22 protein-coding genes are annotated in these 21,323 nt (G+C 76.9%); 9 read left to right on the forward strand and 13 right to left on the reverse strand.

Annotated elements, in window-relative coordinates; translation table 11 throughout:
* The first annotated feature begins 9 nt into the window (after positions 1–9).
* The 5 genes from LG943_RS02200 (at position 10) to LG943_RS02220 (ending at position 5,911) form a co-directional block, all read left to right on the forward strand.
* Positions 10–774, forward strand: a complete 765-nt coding sequence (locus tag LG943_RS02200) for a thioesterase II family protein (protein ID WP_270070434.1) — start codon at positions 10–12, stop codon at positions 772–774.
* Entirely contained in the window at positions 771–2,429 is a 1,659-nt protein-coding gene (locus LG943_RS02205) for an amino acid adenylation domain-containing protein (protein WP_270070435.1), read from the forward strand. Before LG943_RS02200 ends, LG943_RS02205 begins: the two co-directional genes overlap by 4 nt.
* A complete protein-coding gene (locus LG943_RS02210) occupies positions 2,426–3,643 on the forward strand; it encodes an acyl-CoA dehydrogenase family protein (RefSeq protein WP_270070436.1) in 1,218 nt (405 codons plus the stop codon). Before LG943_RS02205 ends, LG943_RS02210 begins: the two co-directional genes overlap by 4 nt.
* Positions 3,640–5,178, forward strand: a complete 1,539-nt coding sequence (locus LG943_RS02215; RefSeq protein ID WP_270070437.1) for a cation:proton antiporter — start codon at positions 3,640–3,642, stop codon at positions 5,176–5,178. Before LG943_RS02210 ends, LG943_RS02215 begins: the two co-directional genes overlap by 4 nt.
* A gap of 229 nt (positions 5,179–5,407) precedes the next feature.
* On the forward strand, positions 5,408–5,911 hold the full coding sequence (locus LG943_RS02220; protein ID WP_270070438.1) for a cupin domain-containing protein: 504 nt from the start codon (positions 5,408–5,410) through the stop codon (positions 5,909–5,911).
* 69 nt (positions 5,912–5,980) lie between these two features.
* On the opposite strand, the gene LG943_RS02225 is transcribed toward LG943_RS02220, so the two are convergent.
* Together LG943_RS02225 and LG943_RS02230 are read right to left on the reverse strand one after the other, a co-directional pair.
* Positions 5,981–6,472 carry a MarR family winged helix-turn-helix transcriptional regulator gene (locus LG943_RS02225; RefSeq protein ID WP_270070439.1) on the reverse strand — a complete coding sequence of 164 codons (492 nt, stop codon included), beginning with the start codon at positions 6,470–6,472 and terminating at the stop codon, positions 5,981–5,983.
* 89 nt (positions 6,473–6,561) lie between these two features.
* Positions 6,562–7,413 (reverse strand): SDR family NAD(P)-dependent oxidoreductase, encoded by an 852-nt coding sequence (locus LG943_RS02230; RefSeq protein ID WP_270070440.1) that lies wholly within the window; start codon positions 7,411–7,413, stop codon positions 6,562–6,564.
* Between the two features lie 198 nt (positions 7,414–7,611).
* Here LG943_RS02230 and LG943_RS02235 point away from each other — a divergent pair, with 198 nt between their 5' ends.
* Positions 7,612–8,199, forward strand: a complete 588-nt coding sequence (locus tag LG943_RS02235; protein WP_270070441.1) for a histidine phosphatase family protein — start codon at positions 7,612–7,614, stop codon at positions 8,197–8,199.
* Between the two features lie 64 nt (positions 8,200–8,263).
* Here the strand turns inward: LG943_RS02235 and LG943_RS02240 are convergent, their stop codons facing one another.
* From LG943_RS02240 to LG943_RS02255, 4 genes are all read right to left on the reverse strand, one after another.
* The gene (locus tag LG943_RS02240; protein WP_270070442.1) at positions 8,264–9,874 is read right to left on the reverse strand and encodes a pyruvate, phosphate dikinase; all 1,611 of its coding nucleotides are present in this window, start codon (positions 9,872–9,874) and stop codon (positions 8,264–8,266) included.
* A complete protein-coding gene (locus tag LG943_RS02245) occupies positions 9,871–10,497 on the reverse strand; it encodes a transcriptional regulator (RefSeq protein WP_270070443.1) in 627 nt (208 codons plus the stop codon). Before LG943_RS02245 ends, LG943_RS02240 begins: the two co-directional genes overlap by 4 nt.
* Positions 10,494–11,603, reverse strand: coding sequence for a TetR/AcrR family transcriptional regulator (locus LG943_RS02250; RefSeq protein ID WP_270070444.1), 1,110 nt, complete (start codon positions 11,601–11,603; stop codon positions 10,494–10,496). The genes LG943_RS02245 and LG943_RS02250 overlap by 4 nt, the downstream gene beginning before the upstream one ends.
* 112 nt (positions 11,604–11,715) lie before the next feature.
* Positions 11,716–12,360 carry a winged helix-turn-helix transcriptional regulator gene (locus LG943_RS02255; protein WP_270070445.1) on the reverse strand — a complete coding sequence of 215 codons (645 nt, stop codon included), beginning with the start codon at positions 12,358–12,360 and terminating at the stop codon, positions 11,716–11,718.
* 184 nt (positions 12,361–12,544) lie between these two features.
* Between LG943_RS02255 and LG943_RS02260 the strand changes: the two genes are divergently transcribed.
* Both LG943_RS02260 and LG943_RS02265 read left to right on the forward strand, forming a co-directional pair.
* Complete coding sequence (locus LG943_RS02260; protein ID WP_270070446.1) at positions 12,545–13,213, forward strand: DUF998 domain-containing protein; 669 nt, start codon at positions 12,545–12,547, stop codon at positions 13,211–13,213.
* A 40-nt stretch (positions 13,214–13,253) separates the two neighbouring features.
* On the forward strand, positions 13,254–13,460 hold the full coding sequence (locus tag LG943_RS02265; protein ID WP_270070447.1) for a DUF4287 domain-containing protein: 207 nt from the start codon (positions 13,254–13,256) through the stop codon (positions 13,458–13,460).
* 63 nt (positions 13,461–13,523) lie between these two features.
* Here the strand turns inward: LG943_RS02265 and LG943_RS02270 are convergent, their stop codons facing one another.
* Positions 13,524–14,534 (reverse strand): DMT family transporter, encoded by a 1,011-nt coding sequence (locus LG943_RS02270; protein ID WP_270070448.1) that lies wholly within the window; start codon positions 14,532–14,534, stop codon positions 13,524–13,526.
* 82 nt (positions 14,535–14,616) lie between these two features.
* Here LG943_RS02270 and LG943_RS02275 point away from each other — a divergent pair, with 82 nt between their 5' ends.
* Complete coding sequence (locus tag LG943_RS02275) at positions 14,617–15,540, forward strand: LysR family transcriptional regulator (protein ID WP_270070449.1); 924 nt, start codon at positions 14,617–14,619, stop codon at positions 15,538–15,540.
* Between the two features lie 53 nt (positions 15,541–15,593).
* On the opposite strand, the gene LG943_RS02280 is transcribed toward LG943_RS02275, so the two are convergent.
* The 6 genes from LG943_RS02280 to LG943_RS02305 form a co-directional block, all read right to left on the reverse strand.
* Complete coding sequence (locus tag LG943_RS02280) at positions 15,594–16,814, reverse strand: Dyp-type peroxidase (RefSeq protein ID WP_270070450.1); 1,221 nt, start codon at positions 16,812–16,814, stop codon at positions 15,594–15,596.
* Positions 16,814–17,416 carry a copper chaperone PCu(A)C gene (locus LG943_RS02285; protein ID WP_270070451.1) on the reverse strand — a complete coding sequence of 201 codons (603 nt, stop codon included), beginning with the start codon at positions 17,414–17,416 and terminating at the stop codon, positions 16,814–16,816. Before LG943_RS02285 ends, LG943_RS02280 begins: the two co-directional genes overlap by 1 nt.
* 62 nt (positions 17,417–17,478) lie before the next feature.
* Positions 17,479–18,054: a copper resistance CopC family protein gene (locus tag LG943_RS02290; RefSeq protein ID WP_270070452.1), complete on the reverse strand. Its 576-nt coding sequence runs from the start codon at positions 18,052–18,054 to the stop codon at positions 17,479–17,481.
* 284 nt (positions 18,055–18,338) lie between these two features.
* Positions 18,339–18,776: a hypothetical protein gene (locus LG943_RS02295; RefSeq protein ID WP_270070453.1), complete on the reverse strand. Its 438-nt coding sequence runs from the start codon at positions 18,774–18,776 to the stop codon at positions 18,339–18,341.
* A gap of 197 nt (positions 18,777–18,973) precedes the next feature.
* A complete protein-coding gene (locus LG943_RS02300) occupies positions 18,974–20,143 on the reverse strand; it encodes an enolase C-terminal domain-like protein (protein WP_270070454.1) in 1,170 nt (389 codons plus the stop codon).
* Positions 20,144–20,336: 193 nt separating this feature from the next.
* Complete coding sequence (locus tag LG943_RS02305; protein WP_270070455.1) at positions 20,337–21,233, reverse strand: LysR family transcriptional regulator; 897 nt, start codon at positions 21,231–21,233, stop codon at positions 20,337–20,339.
* Positions 21,234–21,323 lie beyond the last annotated feature (90 nt).

Below are 21,323 nucleotides of genomic sequence, written 5' to 3' on the forward strand. Positions count from 1 at the left end.
AGCGCGGCCGTGCGGCTCGACAGCGACACCTGGCTGCCCCTGATCCGGCCCGCCTCGGAGCCCCGCCGCCTGCGTCTGGTGTGCTTCCCCTACGCCGGCGGCAGCCCCGACCTGTTCCGCACCTGGGCCGCGCCCCTCGACCCCGGTACGGAACTGCTCGCTGTCCGGCTGCCCGGCCGCGGCCCGCGGCTGCGGGAGCCGCTCTACGACGACTGGGGGCCCCTGGTCGCTGACACCTGCGGGGCGCTCGCGGCCGCGGGCGTGCTCGCCGAACCCCACGCCTTCTTCGGGCACAGCTTCGGCGCCCGGCTGGCCTACGAGGTCGCCCGGCGGGCGGCCGCGGACCACCCCGGCATGACCCGCCGGGTGTTCGTGTCGGGCTGCCGCAGCCCCGACCACCCCCAGCACCTGCCCTACCTGCACACCCTTCCCCACGACACCTACCTGGACTCGGTCCGCGCCATGGGCGGCCTGCCCGCCGAGCTGCTGGCGAACCGGGCCATGCTGCGCCTGTTCGTGCCCACCATGCGCGGCGACATGCGGCTCGCCGAGCTGTGGGGCGACATGCACGGCGGATCGCCCTCGACCGTGCCGATCACCGCCATGTACGGCCGGGACGACCCGGTCGACGGGCGCGCGGCCACCCTCGGCTGGCCGCGCTACGGAGGGCCGGGCTCGGAGCTGCTGGAGATGCCCGGCGGCCACTTCTTTCTGGACACCCACCGGGAGCTTGTCGTGAAGACCGTGAACGCGAGGCTGGTGAACGACGGATGACCGGCGCGGGGGACCACCCGGGCGCTATCGGCGCCACCGAGGCCGCCCTCGCGGCGCACCGCGCGCTCAACGGCGCGGCCGAGGACCCCTATCCCGAGCGCGGCGTGGCCGACCTGTTCGAGGAGCGGGCCGCCCGCAGGCCGGACGCCACCGCGCTCGTCCACCGCGGGCGGCCGATGACGTACGCGCAGTTGAACGAGCGCGCCGACGCGCTGGCCGCGGCGCTGGGGGCTGCCGGCGTCGCGCCGGGCGACGTCGTCACCGTCGTGCTGCCCCGCTGCCCCGACCTGGTCGTGGCGCTGCTGGCCGTCCTCAAGTGCGGCGCGGTCTACCTGCCGGTGGACACCGCCTGGCCCGACGAGCGCCTGCGCACCCTGCTGGACACCGCCGCCTCGCGGCTGGCCGTGGCCCGGGAGGCCGATGCGCCCGCGCTGGCCGCGCGGCTGCCCGGGCGGCGGGTGCTGCCGGTGGAGTCGGCGCCGCCCCCCGGCGCGCCGGCGCCGGCCTACCGCGCCGGCCCCGACGACCTCGCCTACATCAACTTCACCTCCGGCTCCACGGGCCGGCCCAAGGGCGTGCCCGTGCGCCACCGCGGCATCGTGCGGCTGGTGCACCGCGCCCGCTACGCCCGCCTGGACACCGACACCGTGCTGGTGCAGATGGCGCCGGTGACCTTCGACGCCGCGACCTTCGAGATCTGGGGCGCGCTGCTCAACGGCGGCACGGTGGTGCTCTACCCCTCGCCGTTCGTCCGCCTGCGCGAGCTGCGCCAGGTGCTGGCCGACCACGGGGTGACCGTGCTGTTCCTGACCACCGCGCTGTTCAACACCGTGGTCGACGAGGCCCCCGACACCCTGGCCGGGCTGCGCACCGTGCTCACCGGCGGCGAGGCGCACTCGCTGCCGCACATGGCGCAGGCGCTGCGGCACTACGGCACCGACCGGATCGTCAGCGTGTACGGCCCCACGGAGTGCACCACCTTCGCCACCTACCACCCGGTGCGCGAACTGCACCCCGAGGAGCCCAGCCTGCCGATCGGCCGGCCCATCCAGCACACCCGCGCCTACCTGGTGGAGGACGGGCGGCTGTGCGAGCCCGGGGAGTCCGGCGAGGTGCTGCTGGCCGGGCCCGGGCTGTCGCCCGGCTACCTCGGACTGCCCGACGTCAACGCCCGCCAGTTCGCCGACCTGGAGATCGGCGGGGTCCGCGAGCGGGTGTACCGCACCGGCGACCGGGCGCTGCTGTCGCCGCGCGGGCACCTGGTGTTCCAGGGCCGCACCGACGACCAGGTGAAGGTCAACGGCTTCCGCATCGAACTCGGCGAGATCGCCCACCACCTCCAGACCCAGCCCGAGGTGCGGCGCTGCTACGTCACCACCCGGCCCACCGGCCAGGGCGGCCTGGAACTGGTGGGGTTCGTGGTCCCCGCCGCCGCCGGCTGCGACCCGGCGGCGGTGCGGGAGCGGCTGCGCGCGGTGCTGCCGGCCTACATGGTCCCGGCGGTGATCGGGGTCCGCGCCGAGCTGCCGCTGACCACCACCGGCAAGGTCGACCGGGCTGCGCTGCTGGCCTCGCTGGAGGAGCGGGCCGCGCCGGACGCGCGGGCACCGCGCGCGGCGGCCTCGCAGGGGCCGGCCTCGGGGGCGGCCACGTGAGGGCGGCCGTTGCGGGCGCGACCCTGCCCGACCACCAGCCCTCCTGGGAGTTCCCCTTCTACGACAGCGGCCACGACGAGTTCCGCGCCCGGGTGCGGGCGCGGCTGGCCGACGCGGTGCTGCCCGGCGCCGACGACTGGGAGCGGCAGGGCTTCATCGGCGCGGCGGGCTGGCGCGCGCTGGGCGCGGCCGGGCTGCTGGGCGAGCCCCACGACGGCCCGGGGTTCCTGCGCAGCGCGGTGCTGCTGGAGGAACTGGGGGCCACCGGCTACGCCGGGGTCCGCTCCGCGGTGGGCGTGCACGCCTACATGGCGGCGTCCTACCTGCTGCTGTTCGGGTCCGAGGCCCAGCGGGCCGCCTGGCTGCCCGCCGCCCGGCGCGGCGAGCGCGTGACCGCGCTGGCCATCACCGAGCACCAGGCCGGCTCCGACCTGAGCGACCTGCGCACCGTGGCCGTGCCGCGCCCGGAGGGCGGCTTCCGGCTGGACGGGCACAAGTGCTACATCGCCAACGGCACCCGGGCCGGCCTGCTGGTCGTGCTGGCCCGCACGGGCGCCCCGCGCGAGGCGCCCGACCCCCCGCGCCGGGCGCCGGGCGGCGGCAACGGGCTGGCGGGGGCGAGCCTGCTGCTGGTCGACGCCGACGCCCCGGGGGTGGTGCGCCGTCCCCAGCCCATGTCGGGGTACCGCTCCGCCGACGTCGCCGAGATCGTCTTCGATGGGGTGGACCTGCCGGCCGACGCGCTGCTGGGCCGCCCCGGGCGGGCGCTGCTGCAACTCATGCGCGCGCTGGACTTCGAGCGGCTGGTGGCCGGGCTGCTGGCCGTCGGCGGCGTCCGCCACACGCTGGAGCTGCTGGGCGCCCACCTGGCCGCCCGCCGGATGCGCGGCGGCCCGCTGGGCGCGCGGCAGGCCGTCCGCCACCAGGTCGCCGACCTGCTGGCGGAGTACGACACCGTGCGCCGCTACGCCCACCACGCGGCGTGGCTGCACTCCCAGGGGCGGCTGGACACCCGGACCGCCTCGGTGGTCAAGCTGCGCGCCACCGAACTGGCGGTGGGCGCGGCCCAGACCTGCGCGCGGCTCCACGGCGCCCAGGGCTACCTGGAGGACTCGGCGGTGGCGCGGGTGCACCGCGACGCGCTCGCCGGGACGATCGCCGCCGGCGCCAGCGAGCTGCTGCGCGACCTCATCGCCGAGGCGCCCGCCACATGACCGCCACGAGTCCACCCGAACAGCCCGAGTCGACGTCGGGACCGCACCGGCAGCCGGTGCCGGCGGCGCCCGTACCCCCGCCCGGCCGGCCGGACGACCCGTCGGCCGGGCGGCGGCCGGTCCGCCGCTGGGTACTGGCCGCCGGCCTGACCGGGACCGTGCCGCTGGTCGCGATCGTCGCGGCCGCGGTGGTGGCCGCCAGCCTGCCCTCGGGGGCGGCCCAGGGGCCCACCGAGGGCGGCGGGTTCCTGGAACTGGGCGCCACCGGGCACTTCTTCCTGGCCGCGGCGGCGGTGCTGGCGGCCGCCCGGCTCGGGGGAGCGGTGGCCCAGCGGATCGGCCAGCCGCGCGTGGTCGGCGAGATCTGCGCGGGCCTGGCGCTGGGGCCCTCGTTGCTGGGCCGGGTGGCGCCGGACGCCATGGCTTGGCTCTTCCCGCCCGCCGTGCTGGCGCCCATCGACGGGCTGGCGCAGTTCGGCCTGGTGCTGTTCATGTTCGGGGTGGGCCGCGAACTCGCGGGGATGCGGCTGCGCGGTGCGACGGGCCGGGCGCTGCTGGTCAGCCAGGCGTCGATGGCGGTGCCCTTCGCGCTGGGCGCGCTGGCGGCCGTCCCCATGGCCGCCGGGTTCGCCGGCCCCAACGGCGGCGGTACGGCGTTCGTGCTGTTCATGGGCTGCGCGCTGAGCATCACCGCGTTCCCGGTGCTGGCGCGGATGCTGTCGGACCTGCGGCTGACCCGCACCGAGGTCGGCGGTCTGAGCCTGTTCGCGGCCGCCGTGGGCGACGGCGCGAGCTGGCTGGTGCTGGCGGCGGTGCTGGCCGCGGCCGCCGGGTCGGCGCCCACCGTGGTCATGGTCAACGCCCTGGCCACGGTGCTGGTGGTGGCGCTGTTCCTGGGTCCGGTCAAGCGGCTGCTGAGCCGCTGGGCGGCGCGTGCCGGGGGCGGCGGCGCGGGCGAGCCGCTGGTGCTGGTGGTGGGGGTGGCCGCGGCGGCGGCGCTGACCGCCGCGCTGGGCGTGCACCAGTTGATCGGCGCGATGCTGGTGGGCCTGGCCTGGCCCGGCGGCACCGCCCAGAGCGGGTCGGGCGCGGTGGGCCGGTTCATCCGGGTCGCCGACCAGTTGACCGGCACCGCGCGCAACGTGCTGCTGCCGTTCTTCTTCTTCGGGTTCGGGCTCACCGCCGACCTGGGCGCGCTGGACTGGTCGGGGCCGGCGCTGCCGGCGTTCCTGGCGCTGCTGGCCCTGGCCGTGGCCGGCAAGGTCGTCGGCCCGGGTGTCTGCGCCTGGCTGCTGGGCATGGCGCCGCGCTCGGCGCTGATCCTGGGCGCGCTGCTCAACGCGCGCGGCCTGACCGAGCTGATCGTGATCCAGATCGGCTACGACGCCGGGATCATCGACGCCGGGATGGCCGCCGTGCTCACCCTGGTCGCCCTGTGCACCACGATGATGACCGGTCCGCTGCTGCGGCTGCTGCGCGCCGAGCCCGAGAAGCCGGCCGCCCCCGACCGGGAGCCCGCCGAAGCCGGCCGCTGACACCGGCGGGCCGGGCCGGCGGGCACCGCCGGTCCGGCCCGCCGCGCCCGCTTCGCGGCTGTTGCGAGCCTGCCCCGGGGTCGCCCCGTGGCCGCCGCGAGCCGTTCCGGGGCCGCTTTCGCGCGTGCGGTGCGGCCACCTGCGCGTTCCGAAATCCCTTGCCACAGGCGGCTTCCGGACATAATATCTGCCTGCGCAGACAAATTTATTATCCCGTGGAGGGATCCGCATGCAGACCGACGAGACCGTGGACAGCCCGTTCGGCGTGCCCATCGTGGTACGGCCCGACGAGGTGGAGCGCCACGACTACTACGCCACCGGGTTCGACGTCATCCTCCGGGCCGAGGCCACCGGCGGGCGGTACTTCATGATCCGCGAGCGCGACATGAAGCCCGAGGACGCGCCGCCCTTCCACCTGCACACCCGCGAGGACGAGGTCTGGATCGTCAACAGCGGGCGGTTCCGCTTCTGGATCGGCGGGGACTCCCTGGCGACGGCGGCCGTCCACGACGTCGGCCCGGGGGCCGTGGTCTACGGCCCGCGCGACGTCGCCCACTCCTTCCAGCCCCTCGACGGAACCGGCGACGTCACCATCCTGCTGAGCCCGGCCGACAGCCAGGGCTACTTCCTGGGGGTCGGCGCGGCCGAGGAGCGCGAGGACTTCGCGAACCTGGACCGCCTGGCGGCCGTCGGCGTGCGGGTGCTCGACCGCGCGCCGGTCAACGGCGCGTGAGGCCCGCGCGGCCCGCCCCCGCCACCGGGGCGGGCCGCGCGCGCCCTCGGCCCCGGCGGGGCGGTGCCGCTAGGAGGCGGAGGCCGCCCCGCTGCCGTGCGCGGGAGCGGGGGCGGAGTCGTCCTCGGGGGCCAGCAGCGCCCACACCTCGGCGAGGCCGCGCAGGTGGCGGTCCTCCAGTCGGCTGAAGAAGAGTTCGCGCAGGTCGGCGTGGTGCTGCCGGCGGGCGCGGCGGATCAGCGCCCGCCCCTCGCGGGTCAGCGTGACCTCGAACCCGCGCCCGTCGGCGGCCGAGCGCCGCCGCTCGATCAGCCCCCGGTTCTGGAGGCGGTCGGCCAGCCGGGTGAACCCGCCGCTGGACATCAGGTGCCGCTCGGCCAGGACGGACATGCGCATGCCGCCGGGGCCGGCCTCGTGCAGCAGGGTCAGCACGCTGTACTCGGCCATGCTCACGTTCAGCGGGGCCAGCCCCTCGGCCAGCGCGCGCCAGAGCCGGTCGTGGGTCACCAGGAACCCCGCCCACGCCGCCTGCTCCAGGTCTGTCAGGCCCTCGCTCGCCATGGCGGCACGGTATCCCCCCGGCCGCCCGGCGGCCAACTCGCGCCCGCCGCCCGCGCGGACCGGCCGGGGGCCGGGAGTCGGGGGCTGCGTCAGCCGTCCTCGCGGCCGGAGCCGCCGTGCGCCGCCAGCGCGAGGCCGCTCCCCTCCTCCCAGGTCTTCAGCCGGTCGGCGTAGACACGCTGGATCAGGGGATGGAAGCCCTGGCCGAAGAGCACCCGCAGCGGCGGGTTGGGGGAGTCCACGATGGTGAGGAGGGTCTGGGCGGCGGCGGCCGGGTCGCCGGCGGGCTTGCCGCCCGTGGCCTGGGCCAGGCGCTCGCGCAGGCCGTCGTAGGCGGGGGCGGTCCGGGCGAGGTGGCCGTTGGCGAGCGGATCGGGGTTGGCGCCGTCGCGGGTGGCGAACCCGGCGGGCTCGACGATGGTCACCTTGACGCCGAAGCCGGCGACCTCGCCGGCGAGGGCCTCGTTCAGGCCCTCCAGCGCCCACTTGGAGGCGTGGTAGGCGCCGCCGAGCGGCATCGCGACCAGCCCGGCGACCGAGGACAGTTGGACGATGTGGCCGGAGCCCTGCGCCCGCAGGCGGGGCAGCGCGGCCTGGACGACCCACAGCGCGCCGAACACGTTGGTCTCGAACTGGTCGCGCACTTCGCGCTCGGACAACTCCTCCACCGCGCCGATCTGGGCGTAGCCGGCGTTGTTCACGACCACGTCGATGCGGCCGAAGTGCTCGGCCGCCCGCTCCACGGCCGCGAAGGCGGCGGAGCGGTCGGTGACGTCCAGCGCGAGGGGCAGCACCGCGTCGCCGTGGACCTCGGCCAGGCCGGCGAGGGCCGCCGTGTCGCGGGCGGTCGCCGCCACCCGGTCGCCGCGCTCCAGCGCGGCCGCCGCGAAGGCGCGGCCCAGGCCGCGCGACGAACCGGTGACGAACCAGACCTTGCTCATGTGCTCTTCCGTTCTCCCGTTGACGGCTTCGGCCACAAGACCCCGCGCCATGCCCGCCTGTGACAGGCGGCGGGTGTGACCCGCGCCATGGCGGGCAGCACGGTCAACGGCCCCGGCCCCGCCCTCGACCGGCGCGCTCCGCTCCATTTAAGATGGTGAAATCATTCGGATTTTCTGGGCATCTCAGTGGAGGCGGCAGTGGCGGCTCGGCATCTGTACCTCGTGCGGCACGGCGCCGCCGACCCGTTCGGCGAGCTGACCGCCGTGGGGGAGCGGCAGTCGGAACTCCTGGCGGACCGGCTCGCGCGGCTGCCGGTGGACGCGGTGTGGCACTCGCCCCTGCCCCGCGCGCGGCGCTCGGCGCGCATCATCGGCGCGCGCCTGCCGGGCGTCCCGGTCCGCGCGGCCGACGAACTGGTCGACAACGTGCCCCACGTGCCCCAGGACCCGCCGCCCGCGTGGGCCGGGTTCTTCGACGGCTACGACCCCGCCGAGGCCGCCGCCGGCCGGCGCCGCGCCGACGCCCTGGTGGAGCGGTTCGCGCGGCCGGCCGCCACCGAGACCCACGAGGTCCTGGTCACCCACGCCTATCCGGTGGCGTGGCTGGTGCGCCACGCGCTCGACGCGCCCCCGGCGCGGTGGCTGGAGCTGGCCTGCGGCAACACCGCGCTGACCGTGATCGCGTACCACGACGGCGCGGCCCCGGCGCTGCGGGTGTACAACGACATGGGCCACCTGCCCGACGACCTGCGCTGGACGGGGTTCGGCCCCGGGGTGCGCCCCTGAGGAACGGCCGAGGAACGGGTGCGGGGCGGCGCGCGGCGCCGCCCCGCACGGTGTTCCGGTGCCGTCAGCCCTCGCGCCGCAGCACCGCGTGCGCGGCGGCCAGGCGCGCGGCGTCGTCGCCCCCGGGGGAATCGCTCGCCGCGTCGGCTCCGGCCACCGCGTCCGCCCAGGTCAGCAGGCGGCCCAGGTGGGCGTCGGCGGCCCCGGCCACCACCGGCGGGCGGCCGAGCACGATCTCGCCGCCGGTCCCGTCGACCGCCACCAGGGTGCCCTCGGGTACCGTGCGCCCGCCCGCGCGGATTCCGCCGCCCTCGGCCCCGACCACCAGGCCCGCCGCGCCCACGACGGCGGGTGTGCCCAGGGTGCGCGCCACCACGGCGGCGTGGCTGGCCGGCCCGCCGCGCGCGGTCGCGATCCCCGCCGCCGCGGCCAGGCCGCGCATGTCGTGGGGCGAGGTCTCGGGGCGCACCAGGACGACCGGGCCGTCGGCGGCCATGCGCACCGCCGCCTCCGCAGTGGTCGCGATCCGGCCGACCGCCACCCCGGGGCAGGCGCCCACGCCCCGCGCCAGGGGCGCGGCCCGCGCGGATGCGGCGATGCGCGGGGTGCGGGCGCGGCGGACGTCCTCGGGCGAGACCCGCAGCAGCGCCTCATCGCGGGTGATGGCGCCCTCGTCGGCGAGGTCGGCCGCGACGCGGATCGCGGCGGCGCCGGTGAAGCGCCCGGGTCGGACCTGGAGCAGCCACAGCGCGCCGGACTCGAAGGTGAACTCGGTGTAGCACGCGTCGCGGTAGTGGTCCTCGATCCGGGCCAGGGCGCCGGTCAGGGCGGCCCACACGCCCGGCTCCCGCGCGCGCAGCTCGCGCAGCGGCGGGGTGGGCTCGCGGCCGGAGACGACGTCCTCGCCCTGGCGGCCCAACAGCACGTCGCCGAAGGGGGTGCGCTCGCCGGTGGTGGGGTCACGGCTGAACGCGATCCCGGTGCCGCTGCGGTCGTCGCGGTTGCCGAACACCATCGCCTGCACGACCACGGCGGTGCCCAGGTCGTGGGGGATGCCGTGGAGGTCGCGGTAGGTGCGGGCGCGGGGGGTGTCCCAGGAGGAGAAGACGGCCTCGACGGCGGCCGCCAACTGGTCGAGCGGGTCGTGGGGGACCGGGCGTCCGCACCGCCGCGCCACGGCCGCCTCGACCGCGGCGACCGCGTCCTCGGCCGGCCCATGGAGGGGGTCGCGGGGGAACTCCGCGCCGGTGAGCGCGGCGCCGAAGGTCGTGAGGAAGCGCAGCCGTGAGTCCAGCGCGAAGCCGGGGTCGCCGGTCTCGGCGGCCAGGCCCGCGGCGGCCTCGGCCGTGAGCCCCAGGTTGAGGACGGTGCTCATCATGCCGGGCATGGACACCCCCGCACCGGAGCGCACCGACACCGCCAACGGGCGGTCGGGGCCGCCGAACCGCCGCCCGGTGGCGGCGGCCAGGTCGCCGACGGCGGCCGCCAGCTCCTGCCGCAGGCCGCCGGGCAGGCGCCCCTCGCGCAGGAACGCCCGGCAGGCGCCGGTGGTCACCACGAACCCGGGGGGCACCGGCAGCCCCAGGCGATGCAGCGCCACCAGGCCGTGCGCCTTGGCGCCCAGCACGGCGGCGGGCTCGGCCAGCCGCGCCGACAGCGGGCGCACCCACCTCATCGAGGGAGTCCCAGGGTGGCCAGCAGGTCCTCGTGGAGTTCGGCCCACACGGTGTGGTAGGAGGCGAGGTCGTCGGCCACGTACGCGGTCTCGCCCGCGCGGGCGCGGTCGAGGGCGGCGGCCAGCCGGGTGCGGTAGCGGCCGAACCGGGACAGCGCCGCCGCGAGGTCGGCGATGACGGGTTCGGCGCGCTCGTGCAGGCGGGCGAACCCCGCCAGCACCCGGGCGTCGTAATCGGGGTCGCGGTGGTCGTTGACGGCCGGCGCGCCGCCGACCGGTTTCAACTGCCAGGCGGTGCACAGGTCGAGCAGTTCGGGATTGAGCACCAGGAACCGGTCGTAGGCCGCGCGCACGGCGCCGCGCGCGCCGGCGGAGTCCAGTTCGCCGGCGATGCGCCGGGCGTGGGCGGCGCGCCCGGCCTCGGTCAGGCCCCACGCGGCGAACGGGCCGGAGGCGCGGGTGACGAGACCGTCGACCCCCAGGTCGATGAGTTCGGACTCCACCGCCGACTCCGTCAGCCCGGTGGCCGCCGCCAGGCGCGCCGGGGCGGCGTGCCCGCCGCAACGCAGGGCGTGCAGGACCAGCAGGTCGTCGGTGGTGCGCGGGGGATGGGGCGCGGTCATGGGGTGGCCTTCCTTGATCGGGGGGCGGGGTCGGGCGCGGCGGTGGCGGCCGCGTGGGCGGCGCCGCGCCCCTGGGCGCGGGCCACGAGTGCGCCGGCGTGGACGCGCACGGCCGCCTCGGTGTCGTCGCCGGCGGCGGGCAGGCCGAGGGCGGCGGCGACGGGGGCGGCGTCGGCCACGGCCAGCCGCAGCGGCCGCCACGTCTCCGGGGGGAACACCCGGCGCAGGCACGCGGCCAGGTCGGTGATCCGCAGCCGTACGAGGGCGCCGGTCTCGGCCGGGTCGTCGGTGACCACGACGACGGCGGCCTGCTCGCCCGGCCGCGCCGACCGCAGCGCCTCCTCGGCGGCGCCCAGGCGCCGGGCGCCCAGCACCGCCACCACGCCGTCGGCGCCGAGGTCGATCGGTTCGCCGGTGATCTGGTCCACCAGGCCCGCCGGCGGTTCCCAGGGGTCGCGGCAGGGCGCGGCGGGGCGGACGTAGGGCAGGTGGGCGGGCGCCCAGGTGTCGGCGAGGTCCAGCCCGGCCAGGTGGGCGCAGGCGCGGGCGCGGTCGAAGGGGTCGCCGAACCCCGGCGCGGTCTCGGCCAGGAACCCCGATCCGCCCAGGAGCGTGAGGGCGAGTTCGGCCAGCCGCACGCGGCGCGCCGCCGCGCCGCCGGGGCCGCACGCCTCCAGGCCGACGGCCAGCAGCAGCGCCTCCAGGTGCGCGAGCTGGGCGAGCACGGCCCGGCCGGGGTCGTCCTCGACCACGCCCACCAGGGAGCGCAGGTGCAGGCGGCCGCCGGCGGCGGTGTCCTCGACCAGCGGCAACCGCTCCAGCCAGGCGCGGGCGAACGCGCCGAGCGCCTCGCCCGCCGAGGCCGGCGGGTGCGGCGGTTCGGCGACCGGCCCGGCGCTCTCGACCAGGTCCAGCAGCACCGACAGGTACAGCGCCCGCTTGCTGGGGAAGTTGGAGTACACCGCGCCGCGCGTCAGTTCGGCCCGCTCGGCGATCCGGTCGACCTTGGCCGGTGTGTAGCCGTACTCCACGAACTCCTGCCGGGCCGCCGCCACCACGGCGGCCCGCGTACGCGCCTGCTGCTGCGCGCGGGTCAGTCGGACCATCGCCCCTCCTCGGCTCCTCGACGCCACTACGATACTCGCAGAATCCCGATGATATGAACATTTGAATTTCGCGGACATGGAAACGGCGAAGGCGGCCGGCGCGGGCCGGCCGTCAGAGGCGGAACAGTTCCACGAACCGGTGCAGCAGCGCCGGATCGCCCGTCACGCGCACCCCGCCCTCGGCGAGAGCTTGGTCGGGGGTGGTGGCGCCGGTCAGCAGTCGGCGGAGCGCGTCCTCGGCGCGCCTCTCCACGACGAGGTCGGGGGCGGGGTGGGGGCCGGTGCCGACTGTCAGCGCCCCCTCGCTGACCTGCACCCGAAGGGTGAAGCCCATGCGGACCTCGTAGCCGGCGGTGAACCCCCGGGCCGCCTCCGGGCGGAAGGACGTGCGGAACGCCATGGCGACCGATTCGGGGGTGACGACCTCGCCGGGGCGCGGTTCGCCCATCGTCCGCGCACCCCAGCGGCCCAGGGCGATCAGGGTCGGCTCCAGGTCGCGGCCGTGCTCGGTGAGTTCGTAAACGACGGCGCGCTCGGGGCGCGGCAGGGCGCGGCGGACCACCAGGCCGGTGTCCTCCAGGGTCTTCAGGCGCGCGGACAGGATGTTGGTGGGGATGGCGGGCAGCCCGGTGCGCAGGTCGGTGTAGCGCTGGGGTCCGCTGAGGAGGTTGCGGACGATCAGCAGGGTCCACCGTTCGCCGACCGTCTCCAGCGCGCGGGCCAGGCCGCAGAACTGTCCGTATTCACGAGCTGCCATGCTCCAGATCCTACTGGAAGCTTCGGTTGACAAAGTGTGCTTGCAAAAGACAAGCTTGCTGCGCGACAGGATGTGGCGGCGGATGACCCCGCTCCGCTCCGTGTCCCGTCCCGTTCAGCCCGCCGTCCCCACCGCCGGCCCCGCGCGGCGGCCGCCGGCGCCCACACGACCGAGGAGCACATCCGTGACCGCGACGACCACCACCGCACCCGCTTCCGCCCCCGCCGCCGTCCGCGCCCGGCCCGGGGCGCGGCCCCTGCTGGCGGCGGGGATCGCGGCCGGACCGATCTTCCTGGCCTCGGGCCTGGCACAAGGGGTCACCCGCGACGGCTTCGACTTCACCCGCAACGCCCTCAGCCAGCTCAGCCTCGGCGGGGCGGGCTGGATCCAGGTCGCGACCTTCCTGCTCACCGGCGTGCTGCTGATCGCGGGCGCGGTCGGGATGCACCGCGTGCTCGACGGCGCGCCCGGCGGGCGCTGGGCGCCTCGGCTGGTGGCGGTCTTCGGTGCGTCGTTCCTGCTCGCGGCGGTGTTTCCGGCCGACCCGGGAGCCGGGTTCCCCGAAGGCGCGCCCGCCGGCCAGGCCGCGGCGCTCAGCGCGTCCGGCGCGCTCCACATGCTCAGCGGCATGGTCGGCTACCTCGCGCTGAGCGCGGCGTTCCCGGTCCTCGCCCGGCACTTCGCCGCCCGGGGCCGGCGCGGGTGGGCGCTGGCGTCGCGGCTGGCCCCGGTGATCGTGGTGGCGGGCTTCGCCGCCTCGTCGGTCTCGGTGCTCGCCTTCACCGCCGGCGCGGGGCTCGGGCTGCTCTGGCTCACCGCCCTCACCGCCAAGGTGCTGCTCGACACGCCCTAGCCATCCGCCCCCGCCGACACCACCCGAGGAGGAGACCGCCATGAACGCGCCCGCGAACGGTCCGGCAAGCTACTTTCCCGCGATCGAGAAGAAGTACGGCCGACCGGTCCAGGAGTGGATCGACCTCGTCCGCTCCGCGCCCCTGACCCGGCACGGCGAGCTGGTCGCCTGGCTCAAGGCCGAGTACGGGCTGGGCCACGGCCACGCCACGGCGCTGGTGGCCCACACCCGCTCCCACAGCCGCTGAACCCCCGCCGACGCGCGGCCGACGGGGAGCCCGGCCCGGCGGACGGACGGGCCGGGCCGGTCCTCAGCGGCGTGTGGCCAGGACCACGCCGGCCAGGCACAGGGCGCCGCCGGCCAGCGCCAGGGCGGTGGGGACCTCGCCCAGCAGGACCCAGGACAGCGCCACGGTGACCGGCGGCGACAGGTAGGTCACCGCGACGGTGCGGCCCGCCGTCCAGTGGGACAGCACATAGCCCCAGGTCAAAAAGCCCACCGCCGTGGGGAACACGCCCAGGTAGAGCACCGCCGCCACCGACTCCGGCGGCGCGGCGGCGAGTTCGGCCAGCAGCGCGGGCAGGAACGGCAGCAGCGCCGCCGTGCCCGCCAGCGCGCCCAGCCACGTCATCGTCACCGCGTCCATCCGCGCCAGGAGGCGCTTTTGCAGCAGGACGGCCGAGGCGTACAGCACGGCGGCCAGCACCGCCAGCCCCACGCCGGCGGGGTCGGCGTGCCCGGTGAACCCGGTGACGGCGATCAGCGCCACCCCGGCGAACGCGATGGCGACCCCGGCCCCGAGCCGCCCGGTCAGGCGCTCGCCCAGCACCAGGACGGCGGCCAGCGCCACCAGGATGGGCGCCGTGGACACCAGCAGCGCGGCGGTGCCGGCGTCCACCAGCCGCTCGGCGGCGTTGAGCGCCACGTTGTACCCGCCGAACCACACCACGCCCCAGAACGCGACCATTCCCAGCAGGCCGCCCCGGGGCAGGCCGCGCGCGGGCGCCGGCGCGGCGGCGGTCCGGGCGGCGGCCCGGCGCCGGGCCGCCGCTGCCGCCGTGAACAGGGTCAGCGCCAGGGCGGCCGCCGCCATGCGGCCCAGCGCCATCGCGCCGGGGGAGAAGTCGTGCCCGGCGGAGCGGATCCCCACGAAGGCCGAGGCCCACAGCAGCACGGTGGTCCCCGCCGCGGCCGCGATCGTCCAGGCCGGCGGCCGGGCGGTGACCGGGGCGGCGGGCGGGGCTGCGGGCGGTGGGGGCGGGGCGGCGCCGCTCTCCGGGCCGCCGGGTGCGGGGATCTCAAGGCTGCGCGGATGACTCATGCCAGCGATTCTCACGCGGCCGACGCTTCAGTACCAGCGACTCTTTCTTCACGACCGTTCAGTGCCGCTGTAGAGTCGGGCCATGCTCGACGTCCACCGGCTCCAGGTCTTCCGCTCCGTCGTGGCCTCCGGTTCGGTCCAGGCGGCCGCCGCCAACCTCGGCTACACCCCCTCCGCCGTCAGCCAGCACCTCACCGCCCTCCAGCGCGAGACCGGCCTGACCCTCTTCGCGCGGGTGGGGCGCGGCCTGCGCCCCACGGCCGCCGCCCACGCGCTGGCAGCCGAGGCCGACCGCGTCCTCGCGCGGCTGGGCGAGGCGGAGTCGCTGGTGGCCGACCTCCGCTCGGGCCGCACCGGCTCGCTGTCCATCGCCTACTTCGCCTCGGTGGGATCGGCGTGGATGCCGCACGTGGTCCGGCGGCTGGACACCGACCTGCCGGGCGTGCGGCTCCACCTCGAACTGCGCGAGCACATCCCCGACTCCGCCGAGGAGCGCGCCGACGTCCAGGTGGTCGTGGCGCGGGCCGGCTTCGCGCCGGGTCCGGGGTTCACCGCCCACCACCTCCTCGACGACCCCTACGTGGCGGCGCTGCCCGAGGGGCACCGGTTCACCGGCCGCGACGAGGTCGAACTCGCCGAACTGGCCGACGACCGCTGGATCGACAACGACTTCGCCCGCGGCTGGTGCCGCGCCAACCTGCTGGAGTCCTGCACCGCCGCCGGCTTCAGCCCGGCCTTCCACGTGGAGGCGCACGACTACCCCACCGCGCTGGCGTTCGTGCGGGCGGGTATCGGGATCACCGTCCTGCCCGCCCTGGGCGCGGCGCGCCTGCCCGAGGGCGTGGCGCGTGTGCGCCTGGTGCGCCCGACCCCGATGCGGTCGATCTACGCGGTGGTGCACGACTCCGTCGAGCACACCCCGGCCGCCCGCACGGCGGTGGAGGTCCTGCGCGAGGTCGCGGCCGGCGCGCGCGGCGCCCGGCCCGCGCGCCGGCCGGCCGCCTGAGGCGCGCGGCACGGCCGCCCGCACCGGCCGGCGGACCCCCGCCGGCCGGCCGCTCAGGCGAACAGGGTCTCGCCGACGAACCCGTCCGGGCCGCAGCCCGGCGGCACGGCGAACACCGCCGAGCCGATCGCGGTGACCCACTCGTTGAGCAGGTCCAGTTCATCCAGCCGGCGCTGGATGGGCACGAACTGGCGGGTGACGTCGGCCTGGAACGCGGCGAACACCAGGCCCGCGCCCTCGGTGTCCTCGTAGTTGTAGGCGCGGCGGAAGATCCGCTCGGCGGGGTCGGCCGAGCGCGCCCGGCGGATGTGGGCGTACTCGGGGATCACGGGGAACCCCAGGGCGCCCACCGCCTCGAAGTCGGGCTCGTCGTGCTCGCCGCCGCCGGTCAGCGGCGCGCCGTCGGACAGCCGCCGCCCGACCGCCTCCTCGCGGCCCGGCCGGTCGAGGCGGTCCCACTCGTCCAGGTCCATGGCGATGCGACGGACCACCAGCGCGCTGCCGTGCCGCAGCCAGGCCGCGCCCGCGCCGCCCCCGCCCCGGTGCCACACCAGGTCGGCGAAGTCGGGGGTGCCGGGCGCCGGGTTGGTGGTGCCGTCGACCTGGCCCATGAGGTTGCGCATGGTCGCGCCCGCGGGCTGGGCGCCGCGCGCCCGGCGGAACCCCTCCTGGACCCAGCGGACGCGGGCGAACGCGCGGCTGTCCTTGGTCAGCATGCGGGCGGCGTGGGACACGCTGACCGGGTCGTCGGCGCAGACCTGGAGCAGCAGGTCGCCGCCGCACCACCGCTCGCTCAGCCGGTCGCGGCCGAACTCGGGCAGCGGTCCGAGCCACTCGGGCACGGCGGCGGGGTCCACACGCTCCACCAGGCCGCGCCCGAACCCGAAGGTGACCGTGAGGCCGGCGGGGTCGTGCGCCAGTTCGGGTTCGGTGTCGGCCAGCGCCGCCTCGCCGGCGGTGAGGCGCGCGGCGTCGTCGGACAGCAGGCGGAGCAGGCGGCGGACGGCTCCCCGGTCGGTGCCCCCCTCGAGGTCGAGGGCGATGAATCGGGCGTGGGCCTGGGGCGGCGTGGCGATCCCGGCCTGGTGGCGGCCGTGGAAGGCGACGGTGCGCCCGCCGAAGGGCGGCTCCGGGGCGGCGGCGGGCTCCCCGCCGCCCGCCGCGCGCAGAAGGGCGTCCCCCCCGACCAGGGCGGCCGCCCCCGCTCCGGCGGCGGCCCCGCCCAGCAGCAGGTTCCGGCGCGAGGGGCCTGAAGAGTCGGCGCGGGCGGGCATCAGCCGTGGTCCTCCGCGCCGTCCGCGCCCTCCGCGCCGCCGTGGTCGTGGCCGCCGCCGTGGGAGCCGCCGCCCTCGTAGCTCTCCTCGCCGCCGGCGAAGTCCTTCACCGGCGCGGTGACCTCGGTGGTGGAGCCGTCGGCGAACTCCAGTTCCACCTCGACCTCCTGGCCGGGTTCGAGGTCCTCGCCCAGCTCCATGAGCATGATGTGGTCGGCGCCCGGCTCCAGGGCGTGCCGGCCGTTCGCGCCGATCACGAACCCGTCCTCCTTGGGGCGCATGACCGGGTTGCCGTCGTCGCCGGTGACGACCTCGTGCAGCTCCACCGTGCCGGCCACCCCGGTGGCGGCGGCGACCAGGCGGGCCTCCTGCCCGGAGTCGTTGACCAGCACGCCGAACAGGGCGGTCATGCCGTCCTCGGCGGGCACGGCCTTGACCCAGGCGTCCTCGACGGTGATCGCGGCGGCCTGGGCCGACGGGCTCGCCTCGGGCGCGGCGCCGCCGCCGGAGCCGGCCGCCGCGCCGGCGCCGCAGCCGGTGAGGGCGGCGCCGGCCGCCAGGAAGGCGGCCGCGAGCGGGAGTGCGGGGTGCGGACGGGCCATGGTGGTGCCTTTCGTGGGTGGTGAGAGGTGGTGGGGGAGCGGGCGCGGTGCGGGGGAGGGGGTCACTGCGGCCGCCGGCGCAGTCGGAGCAGCGCGAAGGCGGCCAGGCCGACGAGCGCGCCGACGGCGGCGAGGCCGGCGACGCGCAGCGCGGACGCGGGCGCGCCCGCCCGCTCGGTGGCGGCCTGGCCGGGGGCGGGGGAGGACGCGCCGGCGGAGGCGCCGGCGGACGCGTCGGCGCCCGCGCCGGCCTGCGGGTCGGGCGGGGGTGGACCGCCCCGGCCCACGGTGAAGGTGAACGACCCGCTGATGGGGTGGCCGTCGCCGGAGACGACCTTCCAGCGCACGGCGTGGCCGCCGGTCTCCAGGTCGGCGGACAGGGGCAGCACCGCCTCATTGCCCTCGACGGAGACCGCGCCGGCGGGCACCCGCTCGCCGTCGGGGGCCAGGACGAGGACGGCGGCGCCGAGGTCCATGATGTCGCCGCTGAAGGTCAGCCGGACCTCCTCGGGCGACTCGCGCGGCCGCGCGCCGTCGTCGGGCGACGACGTGATCAGCGTCTCGTGGGCGTGGGCGGGGCTCGCGCCGACCGCCACCAGTACCGCCGCGGCGGCCGCCGCGGCCGTGAGCCTTCGCATGGTTCCTCCCTCGACCGGTCCGTGGGACCGCGCCGCGCCGAACGGCCGGCGGGCAGCGGTCCCGTCCACGCCACAGGTCGCGCCGAGGGGCGGGGGAGTTCCCGCGGATTCAGACTTTCGTGTCACGGCGTGCGCGCACCGGCGGAGCGGCGGCGGGGCGGGCACCGGCGATCCGGCCGGGGAGGGGGAGGCGGCCGGGGAGAGTGCCGGACATGAGGAGGTCCCGGGCGGAATCCGCCCGGGACCTCCTCATGTGGTGGCGGCGCGCGCGGCGCCCGCCGGGATCAGCCGCCGACCGCGCCGGGGTCGGGCTCCTCGCCGGTCAGGGTGAAGCTGTCGATGTAGCCGCCCCACTCCGGACCCTCCCAACTGATGATCAGGTGGTCGCCGTCGAGTTCGACCCGGCCGCGCTCGCGGCCCTCGCTGGGGGGATCGCAGTCGAGTTCGACGCTGGCGGTGGCGCCGTCGGCCTCCGGCGTGAGGGTGCCCGGGCACGAGAGCTGCCCGGTGGTGGCGACCTCCTCGCCGGAGACGTGCAGGGTGGCGATCTCGCCGTCGTCGACGATCGACTGCCACACGCCGTCCATCGGCGCCCCCGGCACCGGGGACGGCTCCGCCGAAGGCGCGGCGGGCGAGGACGCCTCGCCTCCGCCACCACCGCCCGCCTCGGCTCCGCCGCCGCACCCGGCGGCCGCCACGGCGACGAGCCCGGCTCCGACCACCGCCCGCCCCACTGCGCGAACCCACGCCCTTCCGTTCACCGGCATCCCATCAGGTTGAAGTAGTGACTGGTGGCACTGCCCGCCGCGCGGCGCTGTGCGCGACGCGCCGAGCCTCCCCGCGCCCGCACCGGCTTCCGACCCATGGCGGTGGCTGAGGAGGACGACGCCGCAGTGTACCGGCGCGGGTACGGGTGGGGTCAGTGGAGGTGTTCGCGCAGCAGGGAGTGCAGGACCGGCTTGAGTTCGACGCCCAGGCCGGGGGCGTCGGGGAGCGCCACGCGGCCGTCGCGGACCGGGGTGGACTCGGCGAAGCCGCCGAAGGGCTGGAAGACCTCGGGGTAGGACTCGCAGCCGCCGAACCCGAACGCGGCGGCCATGGCGAGGTTGATCTGGTTGCCGCCGTGCGGGCAGACCTGCCGGGGCGACCACCCGGCCTGGGCGAGGTCGCCGAGCATGGCGGCGTACTCGGCCACGCCGTAGCTGAGCGAGGGGTCCATCTGGAGGACGTCGAGGCCGGGGCGCAGGCCGGCGTGGCGGCGGAGGTTGCGGACGTCGGCGGCGGAGAACAGGTTCTCGCCGGTGGCCAGGGCGCCGGGGTAGGACTCCGCCAGCGCCGCGTGGCCGAGGTAGTCGAGGGGGTCGACGGGCTCCTCGTACCACATGAGGTCGTAGTCGGTCAGGGCGCGGGCGTACTCCAGCGCGGTGGGAAGGTCGAACCGGCCGTTGGCGTCGACCGCCAGCCGCGAGCCCGCCGGGAGGAGGTCCAGGACGGCCTCGATGCGGCGGCGGTCCTCGGCCAGGGGCGCGCCGCCGATCTTGATCTTGACGTCGCGGTAGCCGAGGTCGAGGTAGCCGCGGATCTCGCGGCAGAGGCCCTCGATCGGCTTGTCGGGGTGGTAGTAGCCGCCCGCCGCGTACACCCACACCGACGACGCGGGTTCGGGCGCGGTGCCGAAGCGCCGGTGCAGCAGCCGGTACAGCGGCAGGCCCTCGGCCTTGGCGGCGAGGTCCCACATGGCCATGTCGAGGGTGCCCACGGCGACCGCGCGGTCGCCGTGGCCGCCGGGTTTCTCGTTCTCCATGGCCACGGCGCGCACCGCGACGGGGTCGATGACGCCGGTGCCGGGGTCGAGGAGGCGTTCGGGCGCGGCCTCGCGCACGCGCGGCAGCACGCGGTCGGCCAGGATGCCCGACTGGGCGTAGCGGCCGTTGGAGTGGAAGCCGTAGCCGACGACGGGTTCGCCGTCGACGACGAGGTCGGTGTGCACCGCGACGATGGAGACGGTCATGCGGGAGAAGTCGATGACGGCGTTGGCGATACGCGAGGCGATCGGCGCCTCACCGTAGGTGATCCGGGTAATGCGCATGGTGGGTGTGTCCCGTGGTGGTGGGGTGCGGTCGGTGGCGGCCGGGGGGCGGACCCGGGCGGGTCGGGCGGGCCTGGAGATCATCCAACGCGACCGGCGCCCGGGGTGTCCAACTGGCTTTGGCGATCCTGTGGATAGGCGCCGCCTATAGCGCGCCGCGCCGCCACCGGGGAGTCCGACCGGCGGGTGCGGGCTACGCCCGGCGGGCGTCCTCGGCGAAGGCCAGGGCCGTGTCGCGGAACGCCGCCGCGGCCGGGGTGAGCGGGTCGGCGCGGTGCAGCAGCGCGATGCGCACCCACGTGGGCGGGTCCAGGTCCAGCATCTGCGCGCCGCCGCTGCGGGCCGTGCGGCTCCACGCCTCGGTCATCACGGCCACCCCCGCGCCGTTGAGCACCAGCGGCAGCATCGCCTCGCGGTGCCCGGCCACCACGGCGATGCGCAGGTCCACGCCGGCGGCGAGCATGCGGTCGACCAGGTGGCGCATGCGGCTGCCGTGCGGCGCGGCGATCACCCGCCGGCCGTCGAGGTCGTGCCAGCCGACCCGGCGGGCGCCGCCGAAGTCCTCGCCGGGCGGCGCCACCAGGACGAACCGCTGGGTCTGGAGGGGGTGCTCGCGCACCCCGGCGGCGCGCACCGGTTCGCCGGTGCCCACGAGGGCGAGTTCGCACGCGCCCTCGCGCAGCAGCTCCACCGCCTCGGGCGCGGTGAACACCGGCGCGACCTCCACCGCCACCCCCGGGAAGCCGGCGGTGAACCGGGTGACGAGGGTGGTCAGCGGCTCCACCGCCTGGGAGGGCATGACCGCGACGTCGACCGTGCCCGAAAGCAGCCCCTTGACCGACTCCACGCTGGCGCGCGTGGCGTCGAGCCCGCGCAGCACCTGCCGCGCCGGCTCCACCATCGCCCGCCCGGCGGCGGTGGGCCGCACCCGGGGGCCCGTGCGGTGGAACAGCGGGACGCCCAGCTCCCGCTCCAGCCGCTGGATGGCCTGCGACAGCGAGGGCTGGGCGACGTGCAGCCGCGCGGCTGCCCGGCTGAACCCCTGGTGGTCCACGATCGCCAGGAAGTACTCCAGTTGGCGCGCGTCCATCCGCCCCGCCTCCCGCCGCTCCCGGCCCGGCCGAAAACCCTGGGGCCGCTCACCCCGCCGGGGCGGCCCGTCCATAGGCCCAGCCTATCG

The organism is Streptomonospora mangrovi, assembly GCF_027604915.1.
Lineage (GTDB): Bacteria > Actinomycetota > Actinomycetes > Streptosporangiales > Streptosporangiaceae > Streptomonospora > Streptomonospora mangrovi.